Consider the following 26,795-nt stretch of genomic DNA (forward strand, 5'->3'; position numbering starts at 1 on the left):
CGTTCAGCCCCGGCCGGACGACTTCCCGCCCGCGATGGTGATCACCGCGATGATGATGACCCCGGTCGCGACCAGCCGGACGCCGGCCCCGACGCCGAACGTGTTCAGCATCGTCACCAGGAGATACATGAACAGCGACGCGCCCCAGATCCCCGGCACGTTGCTGTCGCCGCCCGCGACCGACGACCCGCCGATCACCACCACCGCGATCGAGGCGAGGAGGTACTCCTCCCCCATGTTGAGCGACGCGCCGCCGGAGAAGGCCGCAAGCATCGCCCCGCAAAGGCCGGCGAGCGCGGCCGAGAGCACGTAGGTGAGAAACCGTGTCCGCCCCACCGAGATGCCGGCGAGTTCCGCCGCCCGCGGGTTCTGCCCGACCGCTGTGACCGCCCGCCCGTAGAGGGTGCGGTTGAGCACGAAGGCGAGGCCCACCGACAGCGCAAGCACGAACAGGGCGAGCAGGGGCACGCTGAGGATGTGCGCCTGCACGAGATCGGTGAGTAGCGGCGGCGGCTTGATCTTGAGGCCGCGCCCGTAGGCGATCGCGATCGACTGGATGATGAAGCTCGCCGACAGGGTGGCGATGATCGGCGGGATCTGCAGCGTGCGGATCAGGATGTAGTTGAAGCAGCCGATCGCCACCCCGCAAAGGACCGCCGCCACCAGCCCGGCGAGGATCATCCCGTTCGAGCCGTCCATCAGGATCATCGCCAGCGCGCCGGAAAGCGCGATATTGGCCGGGATCGAAAGGTCGACGTTGCCGGGGCCCGTGGTGATCACGAACATCTGGCCGACGCCGACGATGACGAAGAAGGACGAGAAGGTGAGCGCGACGGAGAGGATCTCCCCGGCGCCCTTGCCGCCGGTGAAGACGATGGTCGCGACCCAGACCGCCAGCGCCCCGATGAAGCTCCAGATCCAGGGCCGCGTCGCGAAACGCGCGAGCGGCGAGCGGGTGGGCGCTGCGACCGTGTTCATGCGGCGCGCGCCTCGGCGCGGTTGACCAGCGTCCTGAGCGCCAGCACGACGATCAGGATCGCGCCTTGCGCCCCGATCTGCCAGTCCGGCGAGATCTGCATGAAGGAGAGCAGCGACCCGGCGAGCGCCAGCGTCAGCGCGCCGAGCACCGCGCCGATCGGCGACACCCGCCCGCCGACGAACTCGCCGCCGCCGAGGATCACGCCGGCGATCGACAGGAGCGTGTAGCGCAGCGCGATGTTGGCGTCCGCCGACGTGGTCATGCCGACCAGCGACAGCCCGGCCAGCACGCCGAAGCAGCCGGCGAGCGCGAACATCGTGACCTTGGTGCGCAGCAGCGACCAGCCCGCCCGCGCGATCGCCTGCGGGTTGCCGCCCGAGCCGCGGAGAACGGCGCCTGCCGCCGACTTCATCAACCCGGCGTGGACGATCAGCGCCAGCGCGATGCTGGCCAGGATCGCGAACGGGATCAGCGGCGTCTTGAACTTGACGATGGCGATCAGCCAGGCCGGCGCTGTGCCGCCCGGCGTCGGCAGGAGCAGCACCGAGCAGCCGAGCCAGACGAAGGACATGCCGAGCGTCACCACGATTGACGGGAGGTTGCGCAGGTGGATGAGCGCCCCGACCGCCGCATAGACGCCGACGCAGCCGACGAGCACCGCCACCCCGAGCAGCGGCGTGTCGTTGAGGAAGGTCGCACCGACGCAGGCGCAGAAGCTGACGAAGCTGCCGATCGAAAGATCGAGGTCGTTGACCGTGATCACGCAGAGCTGCGCCATCGTCGCGAAGGCGATCGGCAGCGCCAGATTGAGCATCAGGTTGAGCCCGAAGTAGCTCATCGCCCGGGGCTGGATGACGAAGATGGCGACCAGCAGCACCGCCATCGACAAGGCCGGCAGCAGCGCGCGGATGACGCGGGGGGAGACGAACCGGGTCACGAGGCCTCCGCGATCTCGAAGGAAGACTGCAGCACCTTTTCCTCGGTCAGCTCGGCGCGCGAGAGGTCGGCCACCACAGCGCCGGAGCGGAACACGTAGACGTGGTCGCAGTGCTTCAACTCGTCGAGCTCGGTGGTGTACCAGACGAAGCTGCGGCCGCGCTCGGCCTCCGCCTTCACGATGGCGTAGACCTCCTGCTTGGTGCCGATGTCGACGCCGCGCATGGGATCGTCCATCAGCACGATTTCCGCCTCCGAGCCGAGCGCCCGAGCGAACAGCACCTTCTGCTGGTTGCCGCCCGAAAGCGACAGGATGGGGTTGGCGAGATCCGGCGTCCGGATACCGATCTTCTGCTTCCAGGCGGCCGCCAGCGCGGCCTCCCCGGCGCGGTTGATGACGCCGAAGCGGGCAAGCCGCGCGCCGGACGAGATGATCGCGTTCTCCGCGATCGACCACAGCGGAAACACCCCGTCGGTCTGCCGATCGCCGGCCACAAAGGCGACGCTGCCCTGGACGGCGTTCGACCCGCCCCGGGCGGCGCGGAAGATCGCCCGCAGCGTCGCCGTCTGGCCGTGCCCGGCAAGGCCCGCGAGGCCGACGATCTCGCCCCGGTGGACGGTGAGACGACGGCTGTCGCGCTGCCGCTCGGGCCGGATCTCCACGATCGGCGTCCCGGACCCGCGCTTGGAGGCGCCGCCGGCCCCGTGCTTCTCCTCCACCGCCACGCTGCCCATGGCGGCGACGAGGCTGCCGTGGCTGTGCGCGGCCGCCGGCCGCGCGTCCACCACGCGCCCGTCGCGCATCACCACCACGCGGTCGGCGGTGGAGAGGATCTCGTTGAGGAGGTGGGAAATGAGGATGACGCTGCCGCCCGCCGAGATGAAGCGCCGGACGAAGGCGAGCAACTGCGCCGAGACGATGCTGTCGAGCGACGACGTCGGCTCGTCGAGGATGACGAGGTCGAGCCGCCCGTCGCTGACCGAGAAGGCCCGCGCGATCTCCACCATCTGGCGCCGGCCGAGGCTGAGGTCGCCGACGATGTCGCCGGCGGTGATGCCGTGGCCGGGAAAGATCTCGTCGAGCTTGCCGACGATCAGCGCGCCGGCCCGGCGACGCCAGCCGAACCCGCGGATCGAGGGATGCAGGATGCGCGCATTCTCCGCCACGCTGAGGTTGGGGCAGAGCGACAGCTCCTGGAACACGCAGCGCACGCCGTTGGCCTGGGCGACGCCCACCGAGTAGGCCGCCGTCAGGTCGCGCCCGTGCACCACCAGGCTGCCCGAGCCGGGCTGCAGCGTGCCGGCCAGGATCTGCATCAGCGTCGACTTGCCCGCGCCGTTGTGGCCGACGAGGCCGAGGCATTCGCCGGCGACGACGTCCAGGTCGACGCCCGCGAGGGCGCGGACGGCGCCGAAGCTGCGCTCCACATGGCTGAGGCGGACGATGCTGTCGGTCGTCAAGGCGCGCCCGTCGGCTGGAATGGCAAAGGCGGCCGCCGGGCGGGAGGAACACACCCGGCGGCCGTGCTGTCCGGCAAGGGAGGTTACTTGCCGGCGATCACCTTCTGGGCGTCTTCCAGCGAGTATTCCACGTTGGCGACGCCGCCCTTCTCGGTGGTGGCGAGGTTGGCCTCAAGGGTGTCCTGGTCGATCCGGAGGAACGGAACGACGAGGTCCTTGGGGACCTCCTTGCCGTCGAGGATCTGCTGGGCGACCCAGAAGGCGAGCGTGGAAACGCCCGGCGCGATCGAGACCGACATCGTCTCGTAGCCGTTGGCGTCCTTCTGCTCCTTCCACCACTGCAGCTCGTCCTGGCGGTTGCCCATGATGATCAGCGGCGTCGGCCGGCCGGCGGCCTTGAACGCCTCCGCGGCGCCGTAGCCGTCACCGCCCTGCGTCACCACCGCGGCGATCTCCGGCAGGCTCGGCAGGATGCCGGCGACGGCCTTCTGGGCCACCTCCTGCGTCCAGTCGCCGTGCACGGAGCCGGCGATCTTGAACTGGGTGTGCTTGGCGACGCCCTGCTCGATGCCCGCATGGATCTCGTCGTCGACGAACACGCCGGCAAGGCCGCGGATTTCCAGCAGATTGCCGCCCGCCGGGATCTTCTCGGCGAGGTAGTCGAGCTGGACGGCGCCCATCTGCTTGAAGTCGACGGCGATCCGCCAGGCGCAGGGCTCGTTCACCACGCCGTCGAAGGAGACGACGATGATGCCGGCGTCGCAGGCTTCCTTGACGGCGCCGTTGAGCGCGGTCGGCGAGGCGGCGTTGATGACGATCGCGTCGTAGCCCTGCAGGATCAGGTTCTGGATCTGCGCGGCCTGCTCGGTCGCCTGGTTCTCGCCGGTGGTGAACGGATCGGCGGCGGCCACGACGCCGTCGGCGACGGCCTTCTTGGTCACCGTATCCCAGCTCTTCAGCATCGCCTGGCGCCAGGAGTTGCCGGCGTAGTTGTTGGAGAGCGCGATCTTTTTGCCCGACGTGTCCGCAAGGGCAGCGCCCGAGAGAAGGACGACGCCGATCGCGGTCGCCGTCAGCAGTGAGCTGATGCGTGTCATTGTGTTTCCATCCCTGGTTCGCCGCGCTTGCCGGCGGCTTTCGTGTGTTGACCAGCACGAGGCTCGTTGGTCGCTCGCGCCGGACCGAAGCCGACCGCCCCCCATCGGTGACGGCCAGAGTCAATCGATTTAGAGATTAGGATGGATCGGCCGTGCCGTCTCGGCTGATCTGTGCATAAGCTGGGGCGTCGGCACGCAACGAATTTGCGGGAACCCGCAACGGGAGATGCGGATCCCCGCCGCGAAGGCGCGGAAAGCACCGGGCTTTTGCCGCCGAGCCGGCGGATACTGGAGAAAGGTTCGAGCCGCCATGGCCGAGAACGCCAACCCAGACGACGATACGATGCTCCAGCACCTCGTGCGGATCTCGCAGGCCCTTGCCGGCCAGCTCGACTTCCAGGCCGCCATCCACGCGGTGGCCCGCGAGGTGCGCGAGATTCTGCGCTACGACCACCTGGACATCTGCCTCCTATCGCGCAACGGCGAGACGCTGCTCGCCTACGAGACCGGCCTGCATACCAGCTGGGGCAGCCTGGACGAGCACATGACCTACCGCAGCCCGATCCGGACGGTCCTCTGGGGCGAGGTGCCCTACATCGTGACGCCGGACGCCACCGTCGACGACCGCTTCCTGTTCGAAGGCGCGATGAACCACCCGATCTTCGACGCCCGCCTGCGCAGCCGCCTGCACGTGCCGCTTCGCGTCCAGGGCGCGGTGATCGGCGCGCTCAGCTGCTCCACCCACGAAGCCGACGTCTACACCATGGAGGACGTCCGCGCCGGCCAGCACGTGGCCGACCTCCTGGCGCCCTACTGCTTCGCGCTCCGCAAGGCCGAGCAGGCCAAGGCTTCGGCGATCGTGGAGGCCGAGGCCCGCGCCCGCGAGGAGGGCCTTCGCCTCGGCGCGCTGCGCCTCACCGAGGAGCTGGAGCACGAGCGCCAGCGGATCGGCATGGACCTGCACGACCAGGTGCTCGCCGACCTGACGCGCCTGCTCCACGGCGTGTCCCGGCTGCGGGAGGAGCCTGCGCTGACCGGCGCCCAGCTCGATCCGATCGCCGCGGACCTGCGCGCCTCCATGCAGGAGATCCGCCGCATCATCGACGACGCGCGCCCCAACGTGCTGCAGCTCTTCGGCTTCGAGCACGCCGTGGAGGATCTCCTCGACCGCGCCGCCCGATCAGGCTCCTTCGTGACGCGGCTGGAGAACACCGCGGGGCAAGCCCTCGACGAGGCGCCGGACCCGCTCAAGGTCGCGCTGTTCCGCATCGTTCAGGAAGCTTTGAACAACGCCGCCAACCACGCCTCTGCCAGCGAGATCGTCGTGCGGCTCGCCGAACAGGAGGGTCGCATCGTGATCTCCATCACCGACGACGGCGTCGGCTATGCCGCCCGCGCGCCCCGCCGCCTCGGCGGCATCGCCAACATGCGCACCCGCGCCCAGCTGGTCGGCGCCGATTTCGCGATCGGAGCGCCGCCCGACGGGCACGGCACCCAGGTGACCATCGCGATCCACATCCCGGCGCGCCTGGAGGCGGCCCAATGACGGCGGAGGCCGCGATGCGCGTGCTGATCGTGGAGGACGACCCCGTCCACAGGGCCTTTCTGCGGGAGGCCGTGGAGGTGGCGCTGCCGGAGTGCGACACCGTCTTCGAGGCCGAGGACGGCCAGTCCGGCGAGCGGGTGGCGCGCGAGCACCGCCTGGAGAACGTCATCATGGATCTGCAGATGCCGCAGCGCACCGGCGTCGATGCGGCCCGGACGATCTGGCGCGAACGGCCGGCGACCTCGATCCTGTTCTGGTCGAACTACGCCGACGAAGCCTATGTCCGCGGCGTTTCGCGGATCGTGCCGGAAGGCGCGGCCTACGGCTACCTCCTGAAGTCGGCCTCCGAGGACCGTCTCCGCCTGGCGCTGCGCAGCATCTTCCTGGAGAACCAGTGCGTCATCGACAAGGAGATCCGCGGCGTCCAGCAGAAGTCACAGGACCGCTCCAGCGGCATCACCGACGCCGAGTACGAGATCCTGCTGGATCTCGCCATCGGTCTGACCGACCGGGTGATCGCCGCAAGACGCCACATGTCGCTGCGCAGCGTCCAGAACCGCCTGCAGCACCTCTACGGCAAGCTGGGGGTCACCCACGGCGAGACCGGCGAGGAGGCGGTGTTCAACCTGCGCACCCGGGCCGTCAGCGTGGCGATGCTGAGGAAGCTCTTGAACCGGACGGCTCTGGAACAGGCGGAGGAGGAATTCCGCCGCTGGCGCGAACGCTCCTGAGAAGCCGTCGACCGCCGATGCATCCTTCCGGGGCTCCACGCCGTTAGAGGGAGCCACGGAGGTTCCCATGACAACGGCTCGCCGCCCTACCTTTGCCCGCCTGCATCCCGACGGGATGGCGCCTATCCTCGATCGTAACATCGAGACGCTGCGGGCCCGGCGCCGGGGCGAACAAGCCCGGGCCGGTTTCCAGGAGCGCCTGGCGGAAGCGATCACCCGCTTCGCCGGCAGCATGCTGTTCGTCTACATCCACCTCGCCATCGTCGGCGCCTGGATCGCGGTGAACCTCGGTTTCGTGCCGTTCATGCCGGTGTTCGACGAGAGTTTCGTGATCCTTGCGACCGCCGCCTCGGTAGAGGCGATCTTTCTTTCCACCTTCGTGCTGATCTCGCAGAACCGTGCCGCGATCGCCGCCGACCGGCGCGCCGAACTCGACCTGCAGATCAACCTGCTCGCCGAACACGAGATCACCCGGCTCGTGGCTCTGACCCGCGCCATTGCCGAGAAGCTCGACGTCGAAGCGGCCACCGATCCGGCCCTCGACGAGGCCGAACAGGACATCGCGCCGGAAAAGGTGCTGGAGCAGCTGGAGGGGGCGGAGGAGGAGTGAGCCGACCGACCCTCCCGCCACCGGCCATCCCCAGAGGGCCTCCGCATCAGCCGGGTATCGCCGGGCAAGTGTTCACAGACGAGGGTCCGTCCCCGATTCAGGAGCCAACGGGAACACGATCCTGTGTGACGTCCCGACACCCGGAGCTCCCGTCCTGACGAGCGTGCCGTGAAGCTGGCGCACGAAGATCGTCACGTAATCGGAGCCGTGCTTTTCCGAGAGGCGGTCAGTGTCCCGGATCGTCATTCCGATCCCGTCGTCGGTCACCATCAGCTCGACCTCGTCCCCGAGACGGCGAAGCGAGAGTGTGACCAGGCCGTTGCCGTCGGGGAAGGCATGCTTGACGGCATTGGTGGTCAACTCGTTGACCAGCAATCCGAAGGGGACGGCGCGCGCGGCATCGATCTCCATGGCTTCCGCCTCGACGACGATGCGAATACCCGACGCGCCGCCCAGAAGGCTTGACGATAGGGACTTGGAGATCTCCTTGAGATAGTCGGCCAGAACGACGGTTCGGTCCCGGCCGGTGTCCGAGATCAGGTCGTAGAGCTGGGCGATGGCCAGGATGCGGTCTTGCATGGCTCGATAGCCGTGGACGCATGGCGCCGGCGTCCGCCTGATCTCGTTGGAAATCAGGGCCACGACGATCTGCAGGTTGTTCTTGACCCTGTGCGCGATCTCGTTGGCCAGCAGCCTGGCGTCCGTTTCGCGCTGCATGCGCTCGCGGATCTCGGACTGCAGCCGGGCGTTCGCCAGGTCCGCGGCCCGGATCAGCTCATCCTGGCGCAGCGCCCCGAGCAGCAGGGCCTGGCTGATCGCCTGCCGCGTCTCGTGGATCGGCCCGGTCTCGTTCACCTGAATGATGACGCCTGCCGTCCGGCCGTCCGCCGTCACCGGCCACAGGCTGTAGGAATAAAGCAAAGGACAAGGCGTCGTCTGTTCGTCGGCCGTGTAGCTCGCCGCCACCCCCGTCCGAAACACGCGGTCCAGATGCGTCAGGCAGGCGTCGAAGGGCGGCAGGAAACTGTCCAGCGGCCTTCCGATGACCGCGTCCCGGGACCTGTCGATCAATTGGCAGAACGCGGCGTTGGCATAGCGGACGACATGGGACTCGCCGGACACCTCGGTTACCGCCCAGGGCGCGAGATCGAAGTAGCCCGAGCAGGTTTCGAGCAACGACGGCAGATCGGGAGCCGGAGCTTGAGAGGTGGACATCATTCGCCGGCCTTCGGCTCTGGCGGGCGTTCGTCCTTTTGCCGCTTCCGCGGTCCTGTCCGATCCGGGAGCCCGGTGCTCAACTGACTGTAGTCGGTGCTCCTCGGGTCGATGACGACGACACCCTTTTCGTTGATGACATACTCCCGGATGTCCTTGCTGTGGTTGCCCCCGCGCATCTTGATGACGACGATCGTCTTCCGCAGCTGGCCGTCGATCTCCACATAGCGCAGCCGGATGATGTCGTCGGTGAGAAACGAGACGGCGTAGTGGCTGAACTGGAGGGAGGTGAAGTTGTCCTCCACCTCGACGGTGCTGAGGATCGTGATCCCCGCGCCGGTCAGGGCACCGATCATGCGATACAGCGACTCCCGGAAGTCGGCGCGGAAGCTGGGCGCCAGCGCCATCTCGAAGCCGACCAGGGAATCGATGACGACGCGCTTCGCTCCGACCCTCTTGATGGCATCCAGGATCGCCAGCATCGTCTCGTCGACCGAAAGGTCGAGAGGACGAAGGTAGAGTAATTCCAGGGTACCCGCCTGCTGCGCATCACTCAGCTTGAGGCCGAACGCGTCCGCCCTGTGGATGTAGCCGTCGGGTCGTTCCTCGAAGATCGCCATCACCCCGGGCTCCCCGCGACGCAGCCCCTCGCCGATGAACTGGGTCGCCAAGGCCGACTTGCCCGTTCCCGAGGGTCCCGCCACCAGGACGCTGTCGCCCTCCAGAACGCCGCCGCCGAGCATATTGTCCAGTTCGGGAATCCCCATGGATAGCCGGCTGCGTAGCTGGTGCCGCGGCGTGGCGGTTTCCAATCCGAGGGTGCGCGAGAAGGCCTGCAGCCCTTCGTCGGTGATACGGATGGTGTGCAGGCCCGGCACCGACGCCTGCCCGCGCAACTTCAGGACCTGCAGCTTCCGGACGACGGAGTTCCGCTCCGTCACCTGCGAAAGCCACAGGATGCTGTCGACCATGGTGAACAGCGGATTTTCCCGGATCTCGTCCTGGACGTATTCCCCCACCAGAAAGGTCGTGACCTCCGAGTTGACGAGAAACTGGGAGAGGTGGTGGACGAAGGCCTGCAATTCCATCTCGCCCTCCTCGCCGGTCGCTCTTCGAGCGAGACTGCGGAAGGAATCGATCACCACGACGCCCGGATTGGCAGCGGTGACCTGACTGACGATCTCCTGCAGCACCACGGTCAGGTCGTTCTTCAGGGCGGCTTCGGACAGGTTGATGAAGCGGACGGCGGTGCCCACCTTGGCTTCGTCGTAGAACGAGAACTGCTGCTCCTCGCGCAGCATCTTGATGCTCGGTTCGCCCAGCACCGTGAAGTAGAGCACGGGCCGCTCGGCGGTCGCGTTGGCGAACGCGAGTTGGTGGACCAGCGTCGTCTTTCCGCAGCCCGGTGAACCGCCGATCAGGTTGAACGAATACTCCGGGATGCCGCCGCCCAGGATCTCGTCCAGCCCGCGCACACCGGTCGGAAGCTTGTGGATGGTGACCTTTGTCGGCCTGCGCGGAGGCGCATTCAGTTGGGCTGATTTGGCCATCTTACTTGGCTTCCTTGTCATCTGCCGTACTGCTGAGATCCGCGTCTTCGAGCGAAAGCTGCGGCCATATCTGGTCGATCAGGCGGAACGTCAGTGCCGGGCCGATGAAGGCCACGAGCAGTTCGAGCAGTTGAGCGAGGAGGGCGACCTCGCCGTCTGCGAAACCGCCGGCTTCGGCCGTGACATGGGAGGTCTGCAGGCCCTCCAGTTGCCCGTCATCGACCACCCGCACCGTGGCCAGCCAGGGAACCTCGGCAGCGGCGAGCACCAGCGCACGGGTAAGCAGCGCCCCGAAGCTGCCGCGCCCCATCAGCATGGAAAGGTGCAGTCGCAATTTTTCGGTGGCTCGAAACGCGACGGGATTCTCTGCATCGGCAGAAAGGCCTGCGGACGTTTCAAAGGCCACGAGTCGGGATGCGATACTCCGCATTTGCGACGACGCTCGGTTCACTCCCACCCTTTCCCATCGCCCTTGCCCCAGCCACCGTCTGACCCTCCGCAGTCCGTACTCGCAGAGCTGAGCGCCGGAGGAGGGTATCACGGCAGGGGGTCAACCCGAACGTATTCCTGCATACGCATCGATGCGGACCGAAAGTCGTGTCCTGCGACAATGGAACAACCCCGTTGGCTGAACGCGGAGGGGGCATCGCGTGACAGCCGCCGATCGGCAGGGTGTGGCCGACAGCGGCTCCGGTTCGACAGGGAGGACTGCGGGCACCCGAGTGGCCGGGTTGGGCCGGCCGCGTCAGGCCCCGATGTGCAGCACCACCTCGCGCCGGTGCGGCTGCCGCCGGTGCTCGAAGAGGTAGATGCCCTGCCAGCGCCCGAGCATCAGCCGGTCCCGCCCGATCGGGATCGACAGCGACGTCGCCGTGAGCGCGGCCTTGATGTGGGCGGGCATGTCGTCCACCCCCTCCACCCGATGTTCCAGATAGGCCATCGACAGATCGTCGGCCGGCGGCACCAGCCGTGCGAAGAACTGCGCCAGATCGGCCCGCACGTCCGGGTCCGCATTCTCCTGGATCACCAGCGACGCCGAGGTGTGCCGCACGAAGATCGTCAGCAGCCCCGTTTCAACGGCGGTGCGCTGGACGTAGGCGTTGGCGCGGTCGGTGAACTCGTAGAGCCCCGGACCGTGCGTGTCGATGGAGAGGATCGTTTGTGCCATGGCCGGGACTTTGATCACACCGGCCGCCGCGTCAAGGTGAATGAGCGATCGACGGCGCCGCGCGTCGGACCGCAGCGTCAGTCGACCAGGTTGAGGCCGACCAATAGGGTCGTCATGCCAACGAGCAGGCCGACCAGCGGCTGCCGGTTCTGGCCGATGGCGCGCGCCACGTCCGGCGGGCTGACGCGATAGAGGTCGAAACCGAACAGGGCGCGAACGACGACCCAGGGACGGGAAGCGCAGATGGCTTCAAAGATCGTGTGAAGGACGGACTCGACGATAGCGTTCAGCCGGTTCATGCCATGCCTCCATTAAGGATGGCAATATATAAGGACATCTGCGTACACGTCCAGCCAAAGGTTTCATCGCAATGCCCAAACTTAGCGCGCCAGGTCAGCTCGGGGCTTCGGACGCCGTGTGACCCGGCTGTTCCCGGCGCCGAGGGCCGAACCGCCGCTTGATGGCGGGCCGCGGTGCATAGGCCTCCAGCTTCGCCTTCAGCCAGGCCCGGTTCTCAGCCTGGCAGGAGACGAGCATGCCGGCGAAGAAATAGACCATCTCCGACTGGTGAAGCGGGTTGAGCAGCGAAAGAGCCGCAATTGGCGCCAGAATGGTGATCGAGCCCGTTCCGACCCCGGCAAAGAACACGAGCCAGAACAGCAGCCCGGCCGGCCCGGCGATGATCATCAGGTCGAGCGGGACGGAGAAGATCGAGTTCACGCCCTGGCCGAGGCCCATCACGCTGAGTGCCGTCGTGGAGAAGTGATGCTCCACGAAGCCGACCCCGTAGCCGATCGGCGACTGCCCGATCAGCCGGAGCGCCTCGGTGAACGCCAGCCCCCGTTCCTCCTCCAGGCGCACCCGCATCGCCTCCTCGGTGAACTGGTCGGCGAACACGTTCATGTAGATGAAGGCACCCGCCGCGATCAGCGCGAGCTTGAGGGCGATCGACTGCTTCGACTTGATCAGGAGGATGAGACCGACGGCGACGAAGGCGGTCTTCGACCCGGTCAGCGCCATCGTCACCCCGTTGATGACCACCAGCGTCACCGTGCGGCGGAATTCCGAGACGCCCATCCGGGCACCGATCTCGAACAGGAAGTAGGAGAACAGCAGAACGTAGACGGCCAGCCAGTTGCGCTCCCGGAAGGTGCCGTGCAGCGCGCCCTCGCCGAAGTTGTTCTCCTTGTAGATGACCGGAAGCTGCGCCCGCTGGACCAGGATCTCGAACACGATCAGTCCGGCCAGGAAGATGATGCCGAGCGGCGGCGGCCGGTTGGAGAACACCTTTCCCAGCCATCGGCCGACCAGATAGAAGGCCGGATAGACGAAGCCGAACTTGATGAGCTGGTCGGTGGCCTTGACGCGCCCCGCGTCCATCAGCTTGGTGAGGATCACCACCATCAGGAAGAAGAACAGGAACACCAGGATCTCGGTGATGGTCACGACGACGGCGCCGCGCCAGACCATCAGGCCGAAGGCGGCCAGCAGGAACACGTGACCCGGCTGCGCCGGACCGAACTGCACCACCTGGAACGGCAACGTCACCAGCCCCAGGATGAGCAGGAAATTCTCCAACCGCCGGACGCCCGCGTCGCTGTCGAGGACGCCCGCCGTTCGGGGAGCCGTGCGGCGCCTGACCGCGGTGTTCAGAAGAACCATGGGCCGCTCAATTCCGATTGCACCCGCCGGTCACCAGACCCGTGTCGTAGAGATCTGCGTCGAGATCGGAGTCTGCCCGGGCCGCGATGATCCGGTCAACGAGTATTTCCGCCTGGGAAGGACCCGAAATGGACTGCAGGTAAACCCCGCGTTCATGGCTCGGATCATGGACGAACGGTCCACCCGGGATCTCCAGCAGCGAATAATCGCCGGCCGTCACCCCGAGCGGCAGACGGGCCGCGCAATCCATCGGCGGATACGATCCGGCTTCGACCGCCGCGACGGTCGGGCCTTCGGTACGGTTGCGCACCGACGCGAACAGCCGCCACTCGCCGGTCTTCGGGAGCGCGTCGAGCTTCAGCTGCGCGAACCAGCCGCCCTGCTTGGCATCGAGCAGGATCGCCCCGCCGTCGGAGGCCTTGGGATCGGCGACGAGGCGAGAGCCGGCGTAGAGGTTGACCGCCTGGTCCTGCAGGTCGACCCAGTCCTCACCCTTGACGCCTGGAATGCCTGCGGGATCCTCCGGCGACCGCCGCTCGATTGCGAGCGTCTCGCGCAGCCAATCGAGATTGCGCTCGCCCTGCCGCGACCGCTTCACGCCGGTCTCCTCGATGGTCGCCCAGAACCGGGCGGACCGGGCTTCCAGGTCCTCCGACCAGTCGACGCCCGCCGCCTGCGCGGCCGCCGTCAGTTCATACCGGCGCGAAAGCACCACATAGTCCAGAGGGATCCGGGCGTTGCGGACGCGCGCGTCGAACGGCGTGCCGGCCGCCGCCGCCTGTGCCTCGGCGAGGATCGCGTCGGCGCCCGACACGAATTCGATGTCGAACAGCGGCGTGCCCACCGGAACCTTCTCGGTGAGCCGGGCGCCGGTGCGGGCGACCGCCGCCTCTGAAAAGGCGATGTACCGGGCGATCAGCGGGCCGGCCTGCGGCCCGTAGTAGTGGAGGCAGAAGTCGTCGATCAGCGCCTGGACGTCGAGCGACGGATCCCAGAGCAGGCGGGCGATCATCCACGCCCTCAGCGTGTTGAACTCCGCCCCCTTGCTTTCCCAGACACCCTCGGCGAAGTAGCCCATCACCGACGGCATCGTCGCCAGCCACTGGATGCTGCGCCCGATGTTGGTGATGTTGGGCGTCGGCTGGATGAAGCCGATGAAATTGGCGATATGGTCCCAGACCAGCACGGTCCCGGCGATCTCCGACCACGTCTGCAGGCTGGCGCCCAGCTCGGCGTTCGGCCCCTCGTTGAGCGGCGCGCTGTAGTCCAGCTGGATCGTCATCGGGAAGACCAGCAGGTGATCGGGGACCGTCATGCCTTCCGGCGGCGTGAAGCTCCAGTGGTAGGCGTTGAACCCCAGCCTGGCACCAGGCAGCGCCTGCCGAACGCGGTCCGCGACCTCGATCATCATGTCCAGCCGCGGCGCCGAGGCGTGGCCGCCGTGCGCGTCGGCGAAGGCCTGGCTGTCCGGATCCATATCCCAGCCCCAGTCCATGTCGTGCACGATGAACCAGACGTCCCGATAGTCGGCCCGACCGCGCAGGCGCTCGATCACGGCATTCGCCATGGCCGCCCGCATCTCCTTGTTCATCATCGCAAGCTGCCCGCCGGCGTACCAGTCCGGGTGCTGGCGGCCGTGCTCGCCGGGCGGCAGCAGCTCGAAGAAGTTGGCGAACAGCCCCTTGGAGCTCCACCGACGGTCCCAGGTGTCGATCTCCGGCGGCGACGGCAGGAAGGACGGACCGTGCGACTCGCCGTTGAGCAGGTTGCGCGCCCGCCACGGCTTGTTCTCCGCCTCCGTGGACAGGATCGCGCGCCAGCCGAACCGCGGCACCTGACGCTCCTCCGTGCGCGGAACGGCGAGCGTCTCCACGCTAGGCACATGCGTGACATCGGGAGAAAGCCAGCGGACGCCCAGCTTGCGGTCGAGAAACCAGTTGACGCCGTACATGGTGCCCCGCGGCGTCGCACCGGCGATCACGATGTGGTCGCCGACGGGGCGGATCAGGAACCCGTCCGGTCCGAGGTCGGCGAAGTCCGCCTCAGGCACCAGCGCCAGGGCGAGCGTGCTCTCCCGCCCGATCACGAACAGCGGCCGGTCCTGCGCCATGGCGTCCGACGACAGCGGCGTGAAGGTCGCCCCGGTGATCTGGTTGAGATACTCCGCAAGGGTCTTCGCGGCGCCGAGCGTCACGATGTCCGCCTGGTCGGCGACATGGATCCCGATGGCCGCCTGGCCGCCGCTGGCGATCGGCTGCTCCTGCGAGGTCAGCGTGTCCCGCGCCGCCAGGGTCGCGACGTCGGTTTGCGCGGCGCTGCCCGCGAGCAGGATCCCGCGCAGCGCATCCGCCTGGACGGAAGACGCCGTATCGGCCGGGTCGGTGGTCTCCTCCAGCGTGATGGCGGTGTACTCGGCGTACCCGGGCGTATTCCCCTTCTTGCGCAGGTAGAGCAGGAACTGGTCCGCCCCCTTGGGCGCCTCGATGACGACGGAGACGGTGGTCCAGTCGCGCGTGCCGCCGGTCACCACGACGGCGGGCTCGTTGCCGCCGCCGAGCGCGACGGGCAGCGGCCCCCTCCAGCCCGGGTCGACACCCTCGCCGCGGAAGCTCACTTGCACGAAAACCGACCCTTCCGGCGCATCCTGTGATCGAACCGACATGGAAAGCCGATAGCGTCGTTCGCCGACGACGGCGATGTGGTCCTGCGCGGCATACCCGCCGGTGATCCGCAGCATCGAACGCCCGGCCTCGGTCCTGATCTCGCCGGTCTCGATCCCTGGCCCCCACCAGTGGGCGCCGCCACCCGAGAAGTCGCCGTTGGCGATCCCGGCGCGAGCCGTCCCGGAGGCGAGGATGAAGAGAAGGAGACCGAGAAGAATGCGAGGCATGCGATACCTTTTCGATGGCGGGCGCAGGTCGCCGATCCCGGACCGACGCTCTGCCCCCCTGTGCCGGACGTCGGCCGTCGGCCGGACGGGACACGGCAAGAGGGGCCGCAATGAGGCTGCGCGGCCCATGACGGCCGGTCAGCATGAATTTTGCAACATCTTCATACTGTGTTTCGGCAGGGGTTTCGCTGCACTGCCTAACATGATCTAATGAGAAGCTTGCGTATGGATCACTGGTTGCAGGGTTTGGAATAGGCTTTCGATTGCACGATGGACATAGGGCGATCTGGCGAATTTTGCCGGACTGGCACTGTCCGGTCACGATCCTTGAACGGTGATCGGAAAGGCGGGGAGCACCCTGCAGTCCCGTCGGCTTGAGATTACCTGTTCTAAACGGCTTCAGAATACAAGATCAGTGATGTCCGCGATGTAAAGTTGCGCTGGCGAATTCAGACCGGTGCCGAGAGGCATATACCATATGTTGCAGAAGCCAGTCTTGTCGGATCTCGGAGATTTCGGACACGACCGCTATCGCGGGTCGGGTTCGCAATTGAGCAACGACCTTGAGCATCTGCTGGCAGCGGCGCGGCGGCAATGGAAAGTCGTGGCCGTCAGCATCGCTGTGGCCATCGCTCTCGGCATCGCCTACGTCGCCACCGCCGTTCCGCTTTACACCGCCAGTATCCACATCCTGGTCGGCCAGCTCGACAGCAAGCTGCTGGAGCAGATCGCCGACACCGGCCCCTCCGCCGGCGGTGACGATTCCGCCATGCAGAGCGAGGTCGAGCTGTTCAAGTCCGAGGAGATCCGCGGCCGCGTGGTCGACCTGCTGGAGCTGACCAAGGATCCGCGCTTCTACGCCCCCGACGGCTCGCCGATCGACAACCTGCGCGGCATGATCCGCTCGCTGCTCGATGTGGAGGCCTGGTTCAGCTCCGCCGAGGTGGACGGCAAGCCGGACGAGGAGGCCAAGCGCTTCCGTGCCATCGAGAAGCTCGGCTGGAATTCCTCCGTCGAGCGCGTCGGCCGCGCCCGCGTGATCAGCCTGAACTACACCTCGCCGAGCCCCGAGCTTGCCGCCGACGTTGCCCGTGCCTTCGGCGAGGCCTACCTCGCCGACCAGGTCCAGTCGAAGTTCGAAGCCGTCCAGGCGGCCAGCGGCTGGCTGGAGAAGCGCGTCCAGGATCTCAAGAAGCGCGCCCTCGAAAGCGATCTCGCCGTCCAGCAGTTCCGCGCCAAGAACGACCTGATCGCCACCAACGGCGTGCTGGTGACCGAGCAGAACCTGTCGCAGCTGAACACCCGCCTCGTCGACGCCCAGGCCGAGACGGCCCAGGCCCAAGCCCGCTTCGACCGCATCCAGTCGATCATCGCCGCCGGCGACACCGACGCGATCGTCACCGACGCGCTCGACAGCTCGCTGGTCAACCAGTTGCGTGGCAAGTACCTGGAGGCCGCCAAGCGCGAGGCCGAGATCTCCAGCCAGCTCGGCTCCGGCCACATCGGCGCCCGCCGGCTCCGCGAGGAGATGGCCGAATACCGCAAGCAGATCTTCAGCGAGCTCGGCCGCATTTCGGAGAGCTACCAGAGCGACCTGCAGGTGGCCAAGCTGCGCGAGGAATCGATCCGCAACAGCGTGACGGCCGCCACCAGCGTCACCGCAACCACCAACTCCACCATGGTGGAACTGCGCGAACTCGAGCGCACGGCCGAAACCTACCGCGCCATGTATGAGAGTTCGCTGCAGCTCTACCAGGAGGCGGTGCAGCGCCAGTCCTTCCCGGTCACCGACGCCCGCGTGATCACCCAGGCCAAGGTGCCGAACTTCCCCAGCCACCCGCGGTCGTCGCTGATCATGGCATTGGCCATCGTACTCGGCGGCGCGGTGGGCGTCGGCATCGGCGCTTTCCGCGAATTCCGCGACCGCTTCTTCCGCACCGCCGACCAGATCCGCGACGAACTGGGCCTGGAGCACCTCGGCAACGTGCCGATGGTGATCGGCGGGGACACCAAGAAGACCAGCGACGAGGAAAACTTCCCGCACGCCCGCGCGCTCTACAAGCCGAACCCGATCTCCAGCTTCGCGCTAGACCACCCGCATTCCGAGTTCGCCGACACGCTCTGGACGGCATGGTTCACGGTGGACATGGCGCTCGCCAACCGGCGGCCGCGCGTGGTCGGCATCGTTTCGCTGCTGCCGAGCGAGGGCAAGTCTACGGTGGCGATCAACTACGCCGAGATCACCGCCAAGCTCGGCATCCGGACGCTCCTGATCGACGCCGACCTGCGCAATCCGGGCCTGACCCGCGCCGTCGCCGGGCATGCCGAATACGGCCTGGTCGACCTCGTGCTCGGCCGCCAGACGATGAAGGACCTGCTCTTCATCAGCCCGGCCACCAAGCTCGCCATGCTCCCGGCCTGCGGCGCCGGCTACCGCGGCCACACCGCCGAGCTGCTCGCCTCCGCTGGCATGACGCAGGCGATCGAGCAGGCCAGCGGCTTCTTCGAGCAGATCGTCATCGACCTGCCGCCGATGGGCCTCGTCCGCGACGCCCGCGCCATGGCGCCGAAGATCGACGCCTTCATCCTGGTTGTGGAATGGGGCAAGACGGCACGGCAGGCGCTGCGGACCACGCTGGCGTCCGAACCCGCGATTGCCGAACGCTGCGTCGGCGTCATCCTGAACAAGGTCGACAGCGACAAGATGAAACTCTACGGCTCCTTCGGTACCAGCGAGTACTACCAGTCGCGCTACAAGCACTACCACGATACTGGACTGACCTCCTAGGTCGATCGCAACGCGCGCGCTGACGTGGATGACGCGGACCGGGGGTTTTGCTGGATGAATGCGGTATGTGCTGTTGTCCTGACGTACAACAGAAAGGCATTGTTGCATCGGTGCCTTGAAGCAGTGGCCTCTCAGACCAGGCCGTGCGATCGCATCATCGTAGTCGACAACGCATCCACCGACGGCACCTTGGACGAGCTGAATGAGGTCTGGGGCGACCGGATCGAGGTCCTGGCGCTTTCGCGCAACGTGGGTGCGGCCGGAGGCTTCAGCATCGGCATGCGCGTCGGCTATCAGACCGGGGCCGAGCGGCTCTGGCTGATGGACGACGACGTGATCCCCGATCCCGACGCGCTGGAACGCCTGCTGGCCGGCGAGGCTCGTCTGGCCGAGCGCGGCCTGTCCGCCTCCTACCTCGTATCCGTCGCGCGCACCGGCCGTGGCCTGATGATCAACACCCCCGGCATCGATCTCCGGCAGAACGAGATCTGGTCCCACGAGTGGCCCAAGCTTCTCGACATCGGACTCGTTCCGGTGAACCGCGCCACCTTCGTCTCGATCCTGCTTCCGCGCGTCACGATGGCCAGGCACGGCGCGCTCTTGGCGGAGATGTTCATCTGGGGCGAGGACGTGGAGTACACCACGCGCGTGGCGCTCGATGTGCCCGGCTATGTCGTGGGCGAAAGCAAGGTGCAGCATCTTCGTCAGATCGAGGGCGAACTGACCCTGGAGACGGAGAGCAATCCCGCACGTATCCGCTACCACTTCCATCGCACCCGGAACATGGTCTTCATCCGCCGGCGCTACGATTCCCGGACCAACTTCATCAGGGAAGTGTTGCTGAACCTGAAGCGCGCCGCCTACTTCCTGCGGCGAGGCGAGTGGCTGAAGGTCAAGATCCTGGTGGCCGGCGTGGCTCGCGGCATCACCTTCTCGCCGGAGAAGGTCGACATCGATCGGCCCTTCCGTGACGAGCCGATCGACTTTCCGGCCTACCGCACCCGCTACGGCGTCTGAACCGGTCCCCGGTCAGAACTTGTACTGCCGCCGGAACACCGCGTTCTTGGCCCGCCGGACGACGTCGAGGGCCGACAGCGCCATCGAATCCCATCGGTCGATCTCACCCTCCCGGTAGAGCGAGAGAAACGTCTTCTGCGGCAGCGACGCCTGCGGATCCACCTTCACACCCGTGGCGGCGACGAGCTCGTGCATGTAGCTCCCGGGGCAGGGAAGGATGTCCTGCGGGATGTGCCAGCGCCCGATGAACTCGTTCCAGAAATGGATGCAAAGGCTGTCACGCGCGCTCTCCGCGCAGGCCCGCGCCATCTCCGGCAGGAAGTAGTCCTTCACGTCGATGTAGTGCACGGGATAGAAGAGCGCGCTCTCCACCACCGTGACGCGGCTCGGCTGTTCCCCCATGAAGTCGGTGATGAGGCGCGGGCCGACCTCCCCCCATCGGAAGCTGAACCCCTTCAGGGCCGCCCGCCGCTCCAGTTCCGCCGCCAGCGCCGGATCCGACATGTAGAGCACCGCCCCGTTGAGCTGGCCCTTGGCCTGCTCGCCGACCAGCAGCCCCTTGGACTTCGCCTCCAACGCCGCAAAACCCTCCGGGCCCTTCAGGCAGTAGACATCCGTGTCGAACCACCAGCCGCTCCGATTTTGGAACAGGCGGTAGCGGAAGATGTCGGTGAAGGCTGCGATCGAACCGACCTTGCCCTGCTGCGTGTAGGCAAGCACCTCCTCCTCTCGCGCGAATTCACCGGCGTCGGCCAGCGTGACACCTTCGGGAACGGCAAGCGAACGGTTGAACGTGAACAGCCGGACCGGCACGCCGCGGGCGACGAAGGAGGTGAGGCACGCCTGGGTATAGAGATTGAGTCGAGGGCCGTGCCAGAAGAAGTTCGCTTCCATGTTCGCTCCTGAACCGTCACGGGCGGGCTGCGACCGACCGGATGGCCTGTTCGATCTGTAGGGCGATGTGGCGCCAGTCGAGCTCCGTCTCCACTTGCCGGCGTGCGACGGCGGCGCGCGCCTGGCACTCGGAATAGTGTTCCAGGCTCCACAGCAGCGCCGCGACGGCGGTCCGCTCGTCGGTCGCGTCGAACAGGACGGCCGACGTGCTGTCAACATAGTCCGCAATGCCGCCGACGGCGTTCACCACCACCGGCAGCCCCGTCGCCATCGCCTCCAGAACGGCGTTGTTGGCCGTAGCGTCGATCAGCGGCATGAAGAGCAGGTGCGAGCGGTGATAGATGGCGCGCAGGTCCTCGTCCGACAGATCGGCGAGAAGACTGACGTTCGGCAGCTGCGCCAGCCCGAAGTGCGCGTCCATCGTCCGGGCGAAACGCGGCAGCACGAGCCGGAAGCGAACGCCCGGCTGCGTCTTCGCCATCATCCGCGCCACCTTCTCCAGGAGCGCGAAATCGCGCAGCCATTGCCCGGAAACCAGGATCTCCGCCTCGCCCGGCTCCGGCGCAGAGCGCCCGGCGGCGGGGGCGAAGAAGCCGCCGTCGACCCCGTGGCGGATCATCCGCACATCCGTGTCGGGCAGCAGCTGTTGCAGGTGCGCCCGGGCTGGCGTGGAGAGCGCCACCAGCGCGTCGAAGCCGGCGAGGTAGCGGATGTCGCCGATCATCAGCTTCCACCACCCCGGCGGCTGGTGCGTGATGCCGATCAGCGTCGGAGCGCCCTTGATGGCCGGCGCCGCGAAGCGGGCGAAATGCTCCTCCACCGACGTGAAGAGAATGCAGTCGAACCGACCCGACCGCGCCACCCGCGTCGCCGCCCGCTCCAGGATCGCACCGTCGCGCCCGTAGAAGGGCGAGGGATGCGACGTCTCCCTTCTGAGCCCGAGGCGTGACAGCACCCGCGCGGCCAGCAGCTTGCCGACGACCGCGATCCGATCCCACCGCCCGGGCTGCAGAACGGTCACCGGAAGCCGGCGCCCGAGCGCCGCGGCAAGCGGCGTCAGACCGCTGTGGGCGCCCATGTGGCCCCACCGCCCGGTGACGAGGAGAACGCGAGGACCTGCCGGTTCAGCGTCGGACATGATCGCCTGCTCTCCCCATCCGGGCAGCTCCGCTCCTGCCGTTCGGCCCACCATGCGTCGTCAATGGCCGCCCCCCTTGGCGAACAGGCGCAGCTCGATCTTCTCGATCCAGCGGCCGGGTGCACGCAGCACCGGCTCGCGGAAAGCCGCGCCCGCCGCGTCGAGGCGCAGGGAGAGATTCAACTCGTGAAGCACGGCGCGCGCCTTCATCGCCATCAGCTCCGCATTGGCGGAGGACAAGGGTTCGGCTCGATACCACCGCGTACCCGTCTGCGAAAAGAGCCACGCGCCTATGTGGCCGGCAACACTCGGATCCAAGGTCTCCGCGAAGAACCGCTGGGGATCCGCGCCGCCCCTCACCGAAGCGTCCAGCGCCGGGTCGAACACGCGCCGCCCGATCGCCTCCACCGCCGCGTTGTCGAAGCCGATCAGGTTGGAGCGGATCCACCTCGACCCGGACAGGCCGCCGATCCGCAGAAGTCGCGCGCTGTGGCAGATCGGACCCACCACGAAGTTCGCCTCCTGCTCGGCGTGGAGCGCCGCGCTGAGAGCCCGTACCGACCGGCCGCTGAGGTGCTGGTGCGATCCGATGGTGTCGTTGAGGATGACGAGCCGGCCGGTCTCGCCGGCGGCGAGCTGGTCGAGTCCGGCCTGGTAGCCGCCGAACTCCATGCCGCTGTTGTCGTGCACCAGGATGGTCGATCGGGCCGCCAGACCACCGAGCGCGGCGCGCAGGACGTCGGGGGTAATCCGCGTGCCGTTGATCACGCAGACGAGGCGTCCGTGCGGATGCGCCAGATCGAGCGAGCGGATCACGTCCACGGTCCGCTTGACGCGGGACGGTTCGTAGAAGAGAGCGATCAGCGCGGCCGTATGCAGAACCGTTCCACCTTTCATCGCCTGCCGCCGTCGACGCCAGCCGTCTTCGCATCACCGCAGGGCGTCGGCCGGGGTCCCGGGTCGAGCGTCCGGTCGAAGCCGAGCGCGGTGGTCGCAGGACAACCCCAAGCGTGCCAACCTCGCCGTTTCAATGCGCCCCCTTGTAGGGTAAAAGAGCGGCAGAAATTGCACCACTCACCTTAAACGCCAAGCGGAGAGCGCCACGAACGAAGTTCGGCCGGTTATGGCACGACCTGCGTGATCTTTCCACACCCGGCAACCGGCTTTCAGACGGCATCGCAGTGCGAGTGCGAGACACCGCAAATCGTGCTAAATCCTCTGCCGTTCTGTTTCGGACCAGGGGTCGCTCGCTCCCGATCGCACCGGGGTGGCCCGATGGCTCCGAACCGATATCGCCGGTCCGCAGGTCCTTTTCCGGATCGCGCGTGCGGACCGGTGCTGCGCTTGAGGTATTCGTGCCGCGGGACCCGCAAGATCAATACGGCAGTTCTGCCGCGACGCGCCAGGCGGTCATCCAGGGCGGGTTCATCACGACGCTGGGACAGGTGGCCAAGGTGGTTCTCACCCTTGGCACGCAGGTTCTCCTCGCCCGCCTACTGATGCCCGAGGACTTCGGCATCATTGCCATGGTCGCGCCCGTCCTCGGCTTTCTACAGGTGATGGCCGAACTCGGCGTGCCCCAGATCATCGTGCAGTCCCCCAGCCTGCGCTACGGCGATCTGGAATCGCTGTTCTGGCGCAACATGAGGCTTGCACTGATCCTCGCCGTAGCGGCCCTGGCGCTGTCCCCGCTCGTCGCCATGCTCTACAGCGAACCGCGCGTGCTGCCCGTGATGATGGCCATGGCCTCCCTCATCCCGCTGCAGGCGGCGTCGGCGCCACTTTCCGCCCTCCTCAGCCGCGAGATGCGCTACGGCGTCCAGGCCATGGTGGAGATCGCCGCCCTTTTGCTGAACGGGGTCGTCACCGTGGCCGCAGCCCTTGCGGGGCTGGAATACTGGGCGCTCTTCTGCGGCCAGCTGGCGTCGTCGGTCGCAACTCTCACCATCTTCCTTCTGGTCTCGCGCTGGCGTCCCTCGCATCCCCGCCGCGGACTCGACGTCTCGCACATGGTCCGGGCCGGCAGCAACATCACCACCGCCAACATGGCCGGCTTTCTCAACGTGACGCTGGACAATGTGTTGATCGGAACCGTATTGGGCGAGACGAGCCTCGGCCTCTACGACCGCGCCTGGAAGTTCGCCGTCCAGCCGCTCCAGATGATCATCATGCCGATCGGGCGGGTCGCCCTTCCCACCCTGTCGCGGCTGCACATCGAGAAGACCCGCTATCGCAATGCCGTGCGCCAGTTCCTGGAGATCCTGCTGATCATCAGCACGCCGGCGATGGTCTTCGGCGCCACCATGGCCGATCCGCTGATCGACTTCGTGCTCGGTCCCAACTGGGAGGACCTGGCGCCGGTCTTCGCCTTCGTCTGCTTCGGGGCGACGGTGTCGCCGGTCAACGCCATGATCTTCTGGCTCTTCATCAGCCAGGGCCGCACCGAGGAGCAGAAGCGCTGGGCCATCATCACCTCGGTGATCAACGTGTCGACCTACGTCTGCGGCCTCCCCTTCGGACTGGTCGGCGTCGCGTGCTTCTCCGCAACATCCAACTGGATCATCCAGGCTCCCCTGCTGTTCCGGACCGTGAGCGCCGCCGGACCGGTCAACTGGCGCGATCTGATGACCACGATCACGCCCTTCCTGGTGGCCGCAGGCGTCGAAGCGGCATTCCTCCTGGCGGCCGGCCATCTTCGGCACGTTTCCGGCTTTCTCGATCTCGCCGCGCACACGGTCCTCGCCTACCTGGTGTTTTTCGGCACCGTGATGCTTTTTCCCACCGGTCGGGCCTCGCTTCTCAACCTCCTGTCCGTGGTCACCGAGCGGATCCGCAAGCCCGCGGCGGCTTGACGCGCCGTCCGCCTGGTCATCCAGACGTCACACGGCAGACTCGCCTTTTCAGCTGGAACGTGCGAAGGTTGAGGCCTTGGGAATTCGTGCAATACGCATCATATTTCGAGTACTTTTCTTCTCGGGGTTATCCGATGTTGGCCCTCAAGCTTCACCATGTACGCCTTCAGGAAATCACCAGCCGCCTCGCCGAAGTCGCCGAACGCTCACCCGACGCAGCCATGATCGCGGAAGCGGGCTGGCTCCTCGCCGAAGCCGACCAGGCTCTGGATCGTGTCCGGCAGGAACGCAGCCGTCTGCTCGGCTCTTCTGCAAACAACCCGACAAAACGTCGGCCGGCTTCGAAGGTCCGTGTGGTCGCGGTTTGAGGTAGGCTCAGCGGCGGTCTGCGGCATCCCGAACGATGGACCAGAAGCGGGCGGCGGATGGCCCCCACCGGAAACCGTCGACGCGCAGGCGGCCGGCGGCCACCAGCCGCTCCCGCTCGGCGTTGTCGAGAACCGCTCGATCGAGTGCCCCCGCGATCGCCTCCACATCGGTCGGATCGACGACGAGCGCCGCGTCTCCGGCCACTTCCGGCAGGGCCGACACGGCCGAGGTGACGATCGGGACGTCGGAGGCGAAAGCCTCCAGGATGGGAAGGCCGAAGCCCTCATAGAGCGAGACGAAAGCCACGGCCTCGGCCCCGCGATAGAGCTTCGGCATCTCGGCGTCCGGGATACGGCCGAGAAATCGAAGATTATCCTCCACGCCAAGCCGTCGCGCGATCGCCAGGAGCGCCGCGTCGGGCTTGCCCGTCAGCGCAAGAAACACGCCCTCGCGCGGCAATCCGGACCGGGCATAGGCCTCCACCAGCCGGGCGAGGTTCTTGTAGCCGCGGTGATTGCCCGGATAGAGCACGTAGCGATAGCCCGGCGCCGCGGCTTCGACGTTGGCGAGGAACCGATCGTCCACGCCGTTGAGAACAACGTGAACGCGGTCTTCCGGGACGCCGGACCAGGCCAGGAACTCGTCTCGCGTGAAGGCCGACACGCAGACGATGGACCGACAGCGCCGGTAGAGCGGCCGATAGACCGCGTTGTAGTAGGCGCGCCGCTTGGCATCGTAATAGTGGAGGTGCGTCAGGTCGTGCACGGTGACGATCGACGGCAGGGGGCTGTAGGCCGGCGGCACGAACCCGGGGTTCCAGAACACGCCGCCGTCCCGTGCCGCACCGGCCAGGGCCATCGCGAGCGTGAGCGGCGCGAACGGATCGGCCATGCCGCCGCGCGCCGGGAGCGGGACGACCTTCGCCCACGCCGGGGCGTGCTCGATCATCGCCTGCATCACCGAGCCGATGCCGGTCATCGCCGGCCAGCGAAGGTCCGCGTGGACGGTGACCGCGCCCGGATCCGGCATCAGCGCTCGCCCGGCTTGTCGACGGAGTCGGCGAAACCCAGCAGCCGGCCGAGCCCCGCGACGAAGGCGTAGCGCGCCCGTGGGATGTCGAGCCGGGCCAGCGAAACGGCGGCGCGGGCGAAGGAACGGCCGGACAGGTAGCAGGCGAAGCCGAAGGGATAGCCGTTCAGCCGCAAGACGCGCCCGAGTCCGCGGTTGTAGAGCCGGCCCCGCGCCAGCGCGGCGGCGGTGTAGTCCCGCGTCGGATCGTCGTGGTGCACCTGGACGGCGGGGTCGTAGTGGACCCGCGCGCCGGCCTTCAGGACGCGGAGCAGGAAATCGACCTCCTCGCCGGCTCCCCAGCGCGTTCCGGCGCCAACACCGAGGGTTTCGTCGAACTTGCCCGCGGCCACCATGGCGTCCCGGCGCAGGAAGATCGTGTAGGAGGTTGCTGAACTCCAGATGTTGCTGCGGTCCACCCGGTGGGCCGACGTCGCCCAGCGCCCTTGGGACGGCGCACCGGAATCATCGACGCTCATCCCGCAGAGCCCGCCAAGGCCCGCATCCTCGCGGAAGGCCTTCGCCACGCGCTCCAGGAGATCGGCAGGATACCGGCAGTCGTCGTCCGGAAAGGCGACGAGATCGCCATCCACATGGTCGAGACCGACGTTGCGCGCCTTCGACAGCCCCTTGGCCGACCGGATATGCTTGACGTCGAACGCACCCGCAAAGCGGCGGAGAACTTCGCCGACCCGGTCGTCGGGGTTCTGGTCGATGACGATGACCTCGAAGGACCGGTGGGTCTGCTTCCGGAGGGACTCGAACAGCAGTTCGAGTTCGCTGCTGCGTCCGTAGGTGGCGGTGACGAGACTGAACTTCATGGC

Annotated in this window: 23 protein-coding genes; 7 read left to right on the forward strand and 16 right to left on the reverse strand. The window is 67.2% G+C overall.

Going from position 1 to position 26,795, the window contains the following annotated elements; all coding sequences use genetic code 11:
* Window positions 1-3: 3 nt before the first annotated feature.
* The 4 genes from HZ321_RS07830 to HZ321_RS07845 all read right to left on the reverse strand — a co-directional run bounded on the left by HZ321_RS07830 (window position 4) and on the right by HZ321_RS07845 (window position 4,473).
* The gene (locus tag HZ321_RS07830) at window positions 4-978 is read right to left on the reverse strand and encodes an ABC transporter permease (RefSeq protein WP_181701617.1); all 975 of its coding nucleotides are present in this window, start codon (window positions 976-978) and stop codon (window positions 4-6) included.
* Window positions 975-1,862 (reverse strand): ABC transporter permease, encoded by an 888-nt coding sequence (locus HZ321_RS07835; protein ID WP_181701792.1) that lies wholly within the window; start codon window positions 1,860-1,862, stop codon window positions 975-977. Before HZ321_RS07835 ends, HZ321_RS07830 begins: the two co-directional genes overlap by 4 nt.
* A gap of 50 nt (window positions 1,863-1,912) precedes the next feature.
* Entirely contained in the window at window positions 1,913-3,376 is a 1,464-nt protein-coding gene (locus tag HZ321_RS07840) for a sugar ABC transporter ATP-binding protein (protein ID WP_181701618.1), read from the reverse strand.
* Window positions 3,377-3,459: 83 nt separating this feature from the next.
* The gene (locus HZ321_RS07845; RefSeq protein ID WP_181701619.1) at window positions 3,460-4,473 is read right to left on the reverse strand and encodes an ABC transporter substrate-binding protein; all 1,014 of its coding nucleotides are present in this window, start codon (window positions 4,471-4,473) and stop codon (window positions 3,460-3,462) included.
* 310 nt (window positions 4,474-4,783) lie between these two features.
* Between HZ321_RS07845 and HZ321_RS07850 the strand changes: the two genes are divergently transcribed.
* The 3 genes from HZ321_RS07850 to HZ321_RS07860 all read left to right on the forward strand — a co-directional run bounded on the left by HZ321_RS07850 (window position 4,784) and on the right by HZ321_RS07860 (window position 7,360).
* Complete coding sequence (locus HZ321_RS07850; RefSeq protein WP_181701620.1) at window positions 4,784-6,019, forward strand: GAF domain-containing sensor histidine kinase; 1,236 nt, start codon at window positions 4,784-4,786, stop codon at window positions 6,017-6,019.
* Window positions 6,020-6,033: 14 nt separating this feature from the next.
* Window positions 6,034-6,750: a response regulator transcription factor gene (locus tag HZ321_RS07855; protein ID WP_181701793.1), complete on the forward strand. Its 717-nt coding sequence runs from the start codon at window positions 6,034-6,036 to the stop codon at window positions 6,748-6,750.
* A 67-nt stretch (window positions 6,751-6,817) separates the two neighbouring features.
* Window positions 6,818-7,360: a DUF1003 domain-containing protein gene (locus HZ321_RS07860; RefSeq protein ID WP_181701621.1), complete on the forward strand. Its 543-nt coding sequence runs from the start codon at window positions 6,818-6,820 to the stop codon at window positions 7,358-7,360.
* Between the two features lie 72 nt (window positions 7,361-7,432).
* Here the strand turns inward: HZ321_RS07860 and HZ321_RS07865 are convergent, their stop codons facing one another.
* The 7 genes from HZ321_RS07865 to HZ321_RS07895 all read right to left on the reverse strand — a co-directional run bounded on the left by HZ321_RS07865 (window position 7,433) and on the right by HZ321_RS07895 (window position 15,845).
* Window positions 7,433-8,575 (reverse strand): sensor histidine kinase, encoded by a 1,143-nt coding sequence (locus HZ321_RS07865; protein ID WP_181701622.1) that lies wholly within the window; start codon window positions 8,573-8,575, stop codon window positions 7,433-7,435.
* Window positions 8,575-10,125: a DUF7125 family protein gene (locus HZ321_RS07870; protein ID WP_206682733.1), complete on the reverse strand. Its 1,551-nt coding sequence runs from the start codon at window positions 10,123-10,125 to the stop codon at window positions 8,575-8,577. Before HZ321_RS07870 ends, HZ321_RS07865 begins: the two co-directional genes overlap by 1 nt.
* 1 nt (window position 10,126) lies before the next feature.
* Complete coding sequence (locus HZ321_RS07875) at window positions 10,127-10,531, reverse strand: hypothetical protein (protein ID WP_181701624.1); 405 nt, start codon at window positions 10,529-10,531, stop codon at window positions 10,127-10,129.
* A gap of 339 nt (window positions 10,532-10,870) precedes the next feature.
* Window positions 10,871-11,293 carry a secondary thiamine-phosphate synthase enzyme YjbQ gene (locus HZ321_RS07880; protein ID WP_181701625.1) on the reverse strand — a complete coding sequence of 141 codons (423 nt, stop codon included), beginning with the start codon at window positions 11,291-11,293 and terminating at the stop codon, window positions 10,871-10,873.
* Between the two features lie 77 nt (window positions 11,294-11,370).
* Window positions 11,371-11,592, reverse strand: a complete 222-nt coding sequence (locus HZ321_RS07885) for a hypothetical protein (RefSeq protein ID WP_181701626.1) — start codon at window positions 11,590-11,592, stop codon at window positions 11,371-11,373.
* A 94-nt stretch (window positions 11,593-11,686) separates the two neighbouring features.
* On the reverse strand, window positions 11,687-12,955 hold the full coding sequence (locus HZ321_RS07890) for a hypothetical protein (RefSeq protein WP_181701627.1): 1,269 nt from the start codon (window positions 12,953-12,955) through the stop codon (window positions 11,687-11,689).
* Between the two features lie 7 nt (window positions 12,956-12,962).
* Complete coding sequence (locus HZ321_RS07895) at window positions 12,963-15,845, reverse strand: DUF4838 domain-containing protein (RefSeq protein WP_181701628.1); 2,883 nt, start codon at window positions 15,843-15,845, stop codon at window positions 12,963-12,965.
* A 550-nt stretch (window positions 15,846-16,395) separates the two neighbouring features.
* Here HZ321_RS07895 and HZ321_RS07900 point away from each other — a divergent pair.
* Window positions 16,396-18,633, forward strand: a complete 2,238-nt coding sequence (locus HZ321_RS07900) for a polysaccharide biosynthesis tyrosine autokinase (RefSeq protein ID WP_244635617.1) — start codon at window positions 16,396-16,398, stop codon at window positions 18,631-18,633.
* A 54-nt stretch (window positions 18,634-18,687) separates the two neighbouring features.
* Window positions 18,688-19,650 carry a glycosyltransferase gene (locus tag HZ321_RS07905; protein ID WP_244635618.1) on the forward strand — a complete coding sequence of 321 codons (963 nt, stop codon included), beginning with the start codon at window positions 18,688-18,690 and terminating at the stop codon, window positions 19,648-19,650.
* A 12-nt stretch (window positions 19,651-19,662) separates the two neighbouring features.
* Here the strand turns inward: HZ321_RS07905 and HZ321_RS07910 are convergent, their stop codons facing one another.
* Genes HZ321_RS07910 through HZ321_RS07920 form a run of 3 tightly spaced genes read right to left on the reverse strand, consistent with a single transcriptional unit; the run spans window position 19,663 to window position 22,579 of the window.
* Window positions 19,663-20,544, reverse strand: coding sequence for a hypothetical protein (locus tag HZ321_RS07910; RefSeq protein WP_181701631.1), 882 nt, complete (start codon window positions 20,542-20,544; stop codon window positions 19,663-19,665).
* A gap of 16 nt (window positions 20,545-20,560) precedes the next feature.
* Window positions 20,561-21,682: a glycosyltransferase family 4 protein gene (locus HZ321_RS07915; protein WP_181701632.1), complete on the reverse strand. Its 1,122-nt coding sequence runs from the start codon at window positions 21,680-21,682 to the stop codon at window positions 20,561-20,563.
* A gap of 60 nt (window positions 21,683-21,742) precedes the next feature.
* The gene (locus HZ321_RS07920) at window positions 21,743-22,579 is read right to left on the reverse strand and encodes a hypothetical protein (RefSeq protein ID WP_181701633.1); all 837 of its coding nucleotides are present in this window, start codon (window positions 22,577-22,579) and stop codon (window positions 21,743-21,745) included.
* Between the two features lie 428 nt (window positions 22,580-23,007).
* Here HZ321_RS07920 and HZ321_RS07925 point away from each other — a divergent pair, with 428 nt between their 5' ends.
* Both HZ321_RS07925 and HZ321_RS07930 read left to right on the forward strand, forming a co-directional pair.
* Entirely contained in the window at window positions 23,008-24,534 is a 1,527-nt protein-coding gene (locus HZ321_RS07925; RefSeq protein ID WP_181701634.1) for an oligosaccharide flippase family protein, read from the forward strand.
* A gap of 134 nt (window positions 24,535-24,668) precedes the next feature.
* Window positions 24,669-24,902: a hypothetical protein gene (locus HZ321_RS07930; protein ID WP_181701635.1), complete on the forward strand. Its 234-nt coding sequence runs from the start codon at window positions 24,669-24,671 to the stop codon at window positions 24,900-24,902.
* A 7-nt stretch (window positions 24,903-24,909) separates the two neighbouring features.
* On the opposite strand, the gene HZ321_RS07935 is transcribed toward HZ321_RS07930, so the two are convergent.
* Together HZ321_RS07935 and HZ321_RS07940 are read right to left on the reverse strand one after the other, a co-directional pair.
* Window positions 24,910-25,932: a glycosyltransferase family 4 protein gene (locus HZ321_RS07935; protein ID WP_181701636.1), complete on the reverse strand. Its 1,023-nt coding sequence runs from the start codon at window positions 25,930-25,932 to the stop codon at window positions 24,910-24,912.
* Window positions 25,932-26,792: a glycosyltransferase family 2 protein gene (locus HZ321_RS07940; RefSeq protein WP_181701637.1), complete on the reverse strand. Its 861-nt coding sequence runs from the start codon at window positions 26,790-26,792 to the stop codon at window positions 25,932-25,934. The genes HZ321_RS07935 and HZ321_RS07940 overlap by 1 nt, the downstream gene beginning before the upstream one ends.
* Window positions 26,793-26,795: the final 3 nt, after the last annotated feature.

It is taken from the genome of Chthonobacter albigriseus (assembly GCF_013839445.1).
GTDB classification, from domain to species: Bacteria; Pseudomonadota; Alphaproteobacteria; order Rhizobiales; family Pleomorphomonadaceae; genus Chthonobacter; species Chthonobacter albigriseus.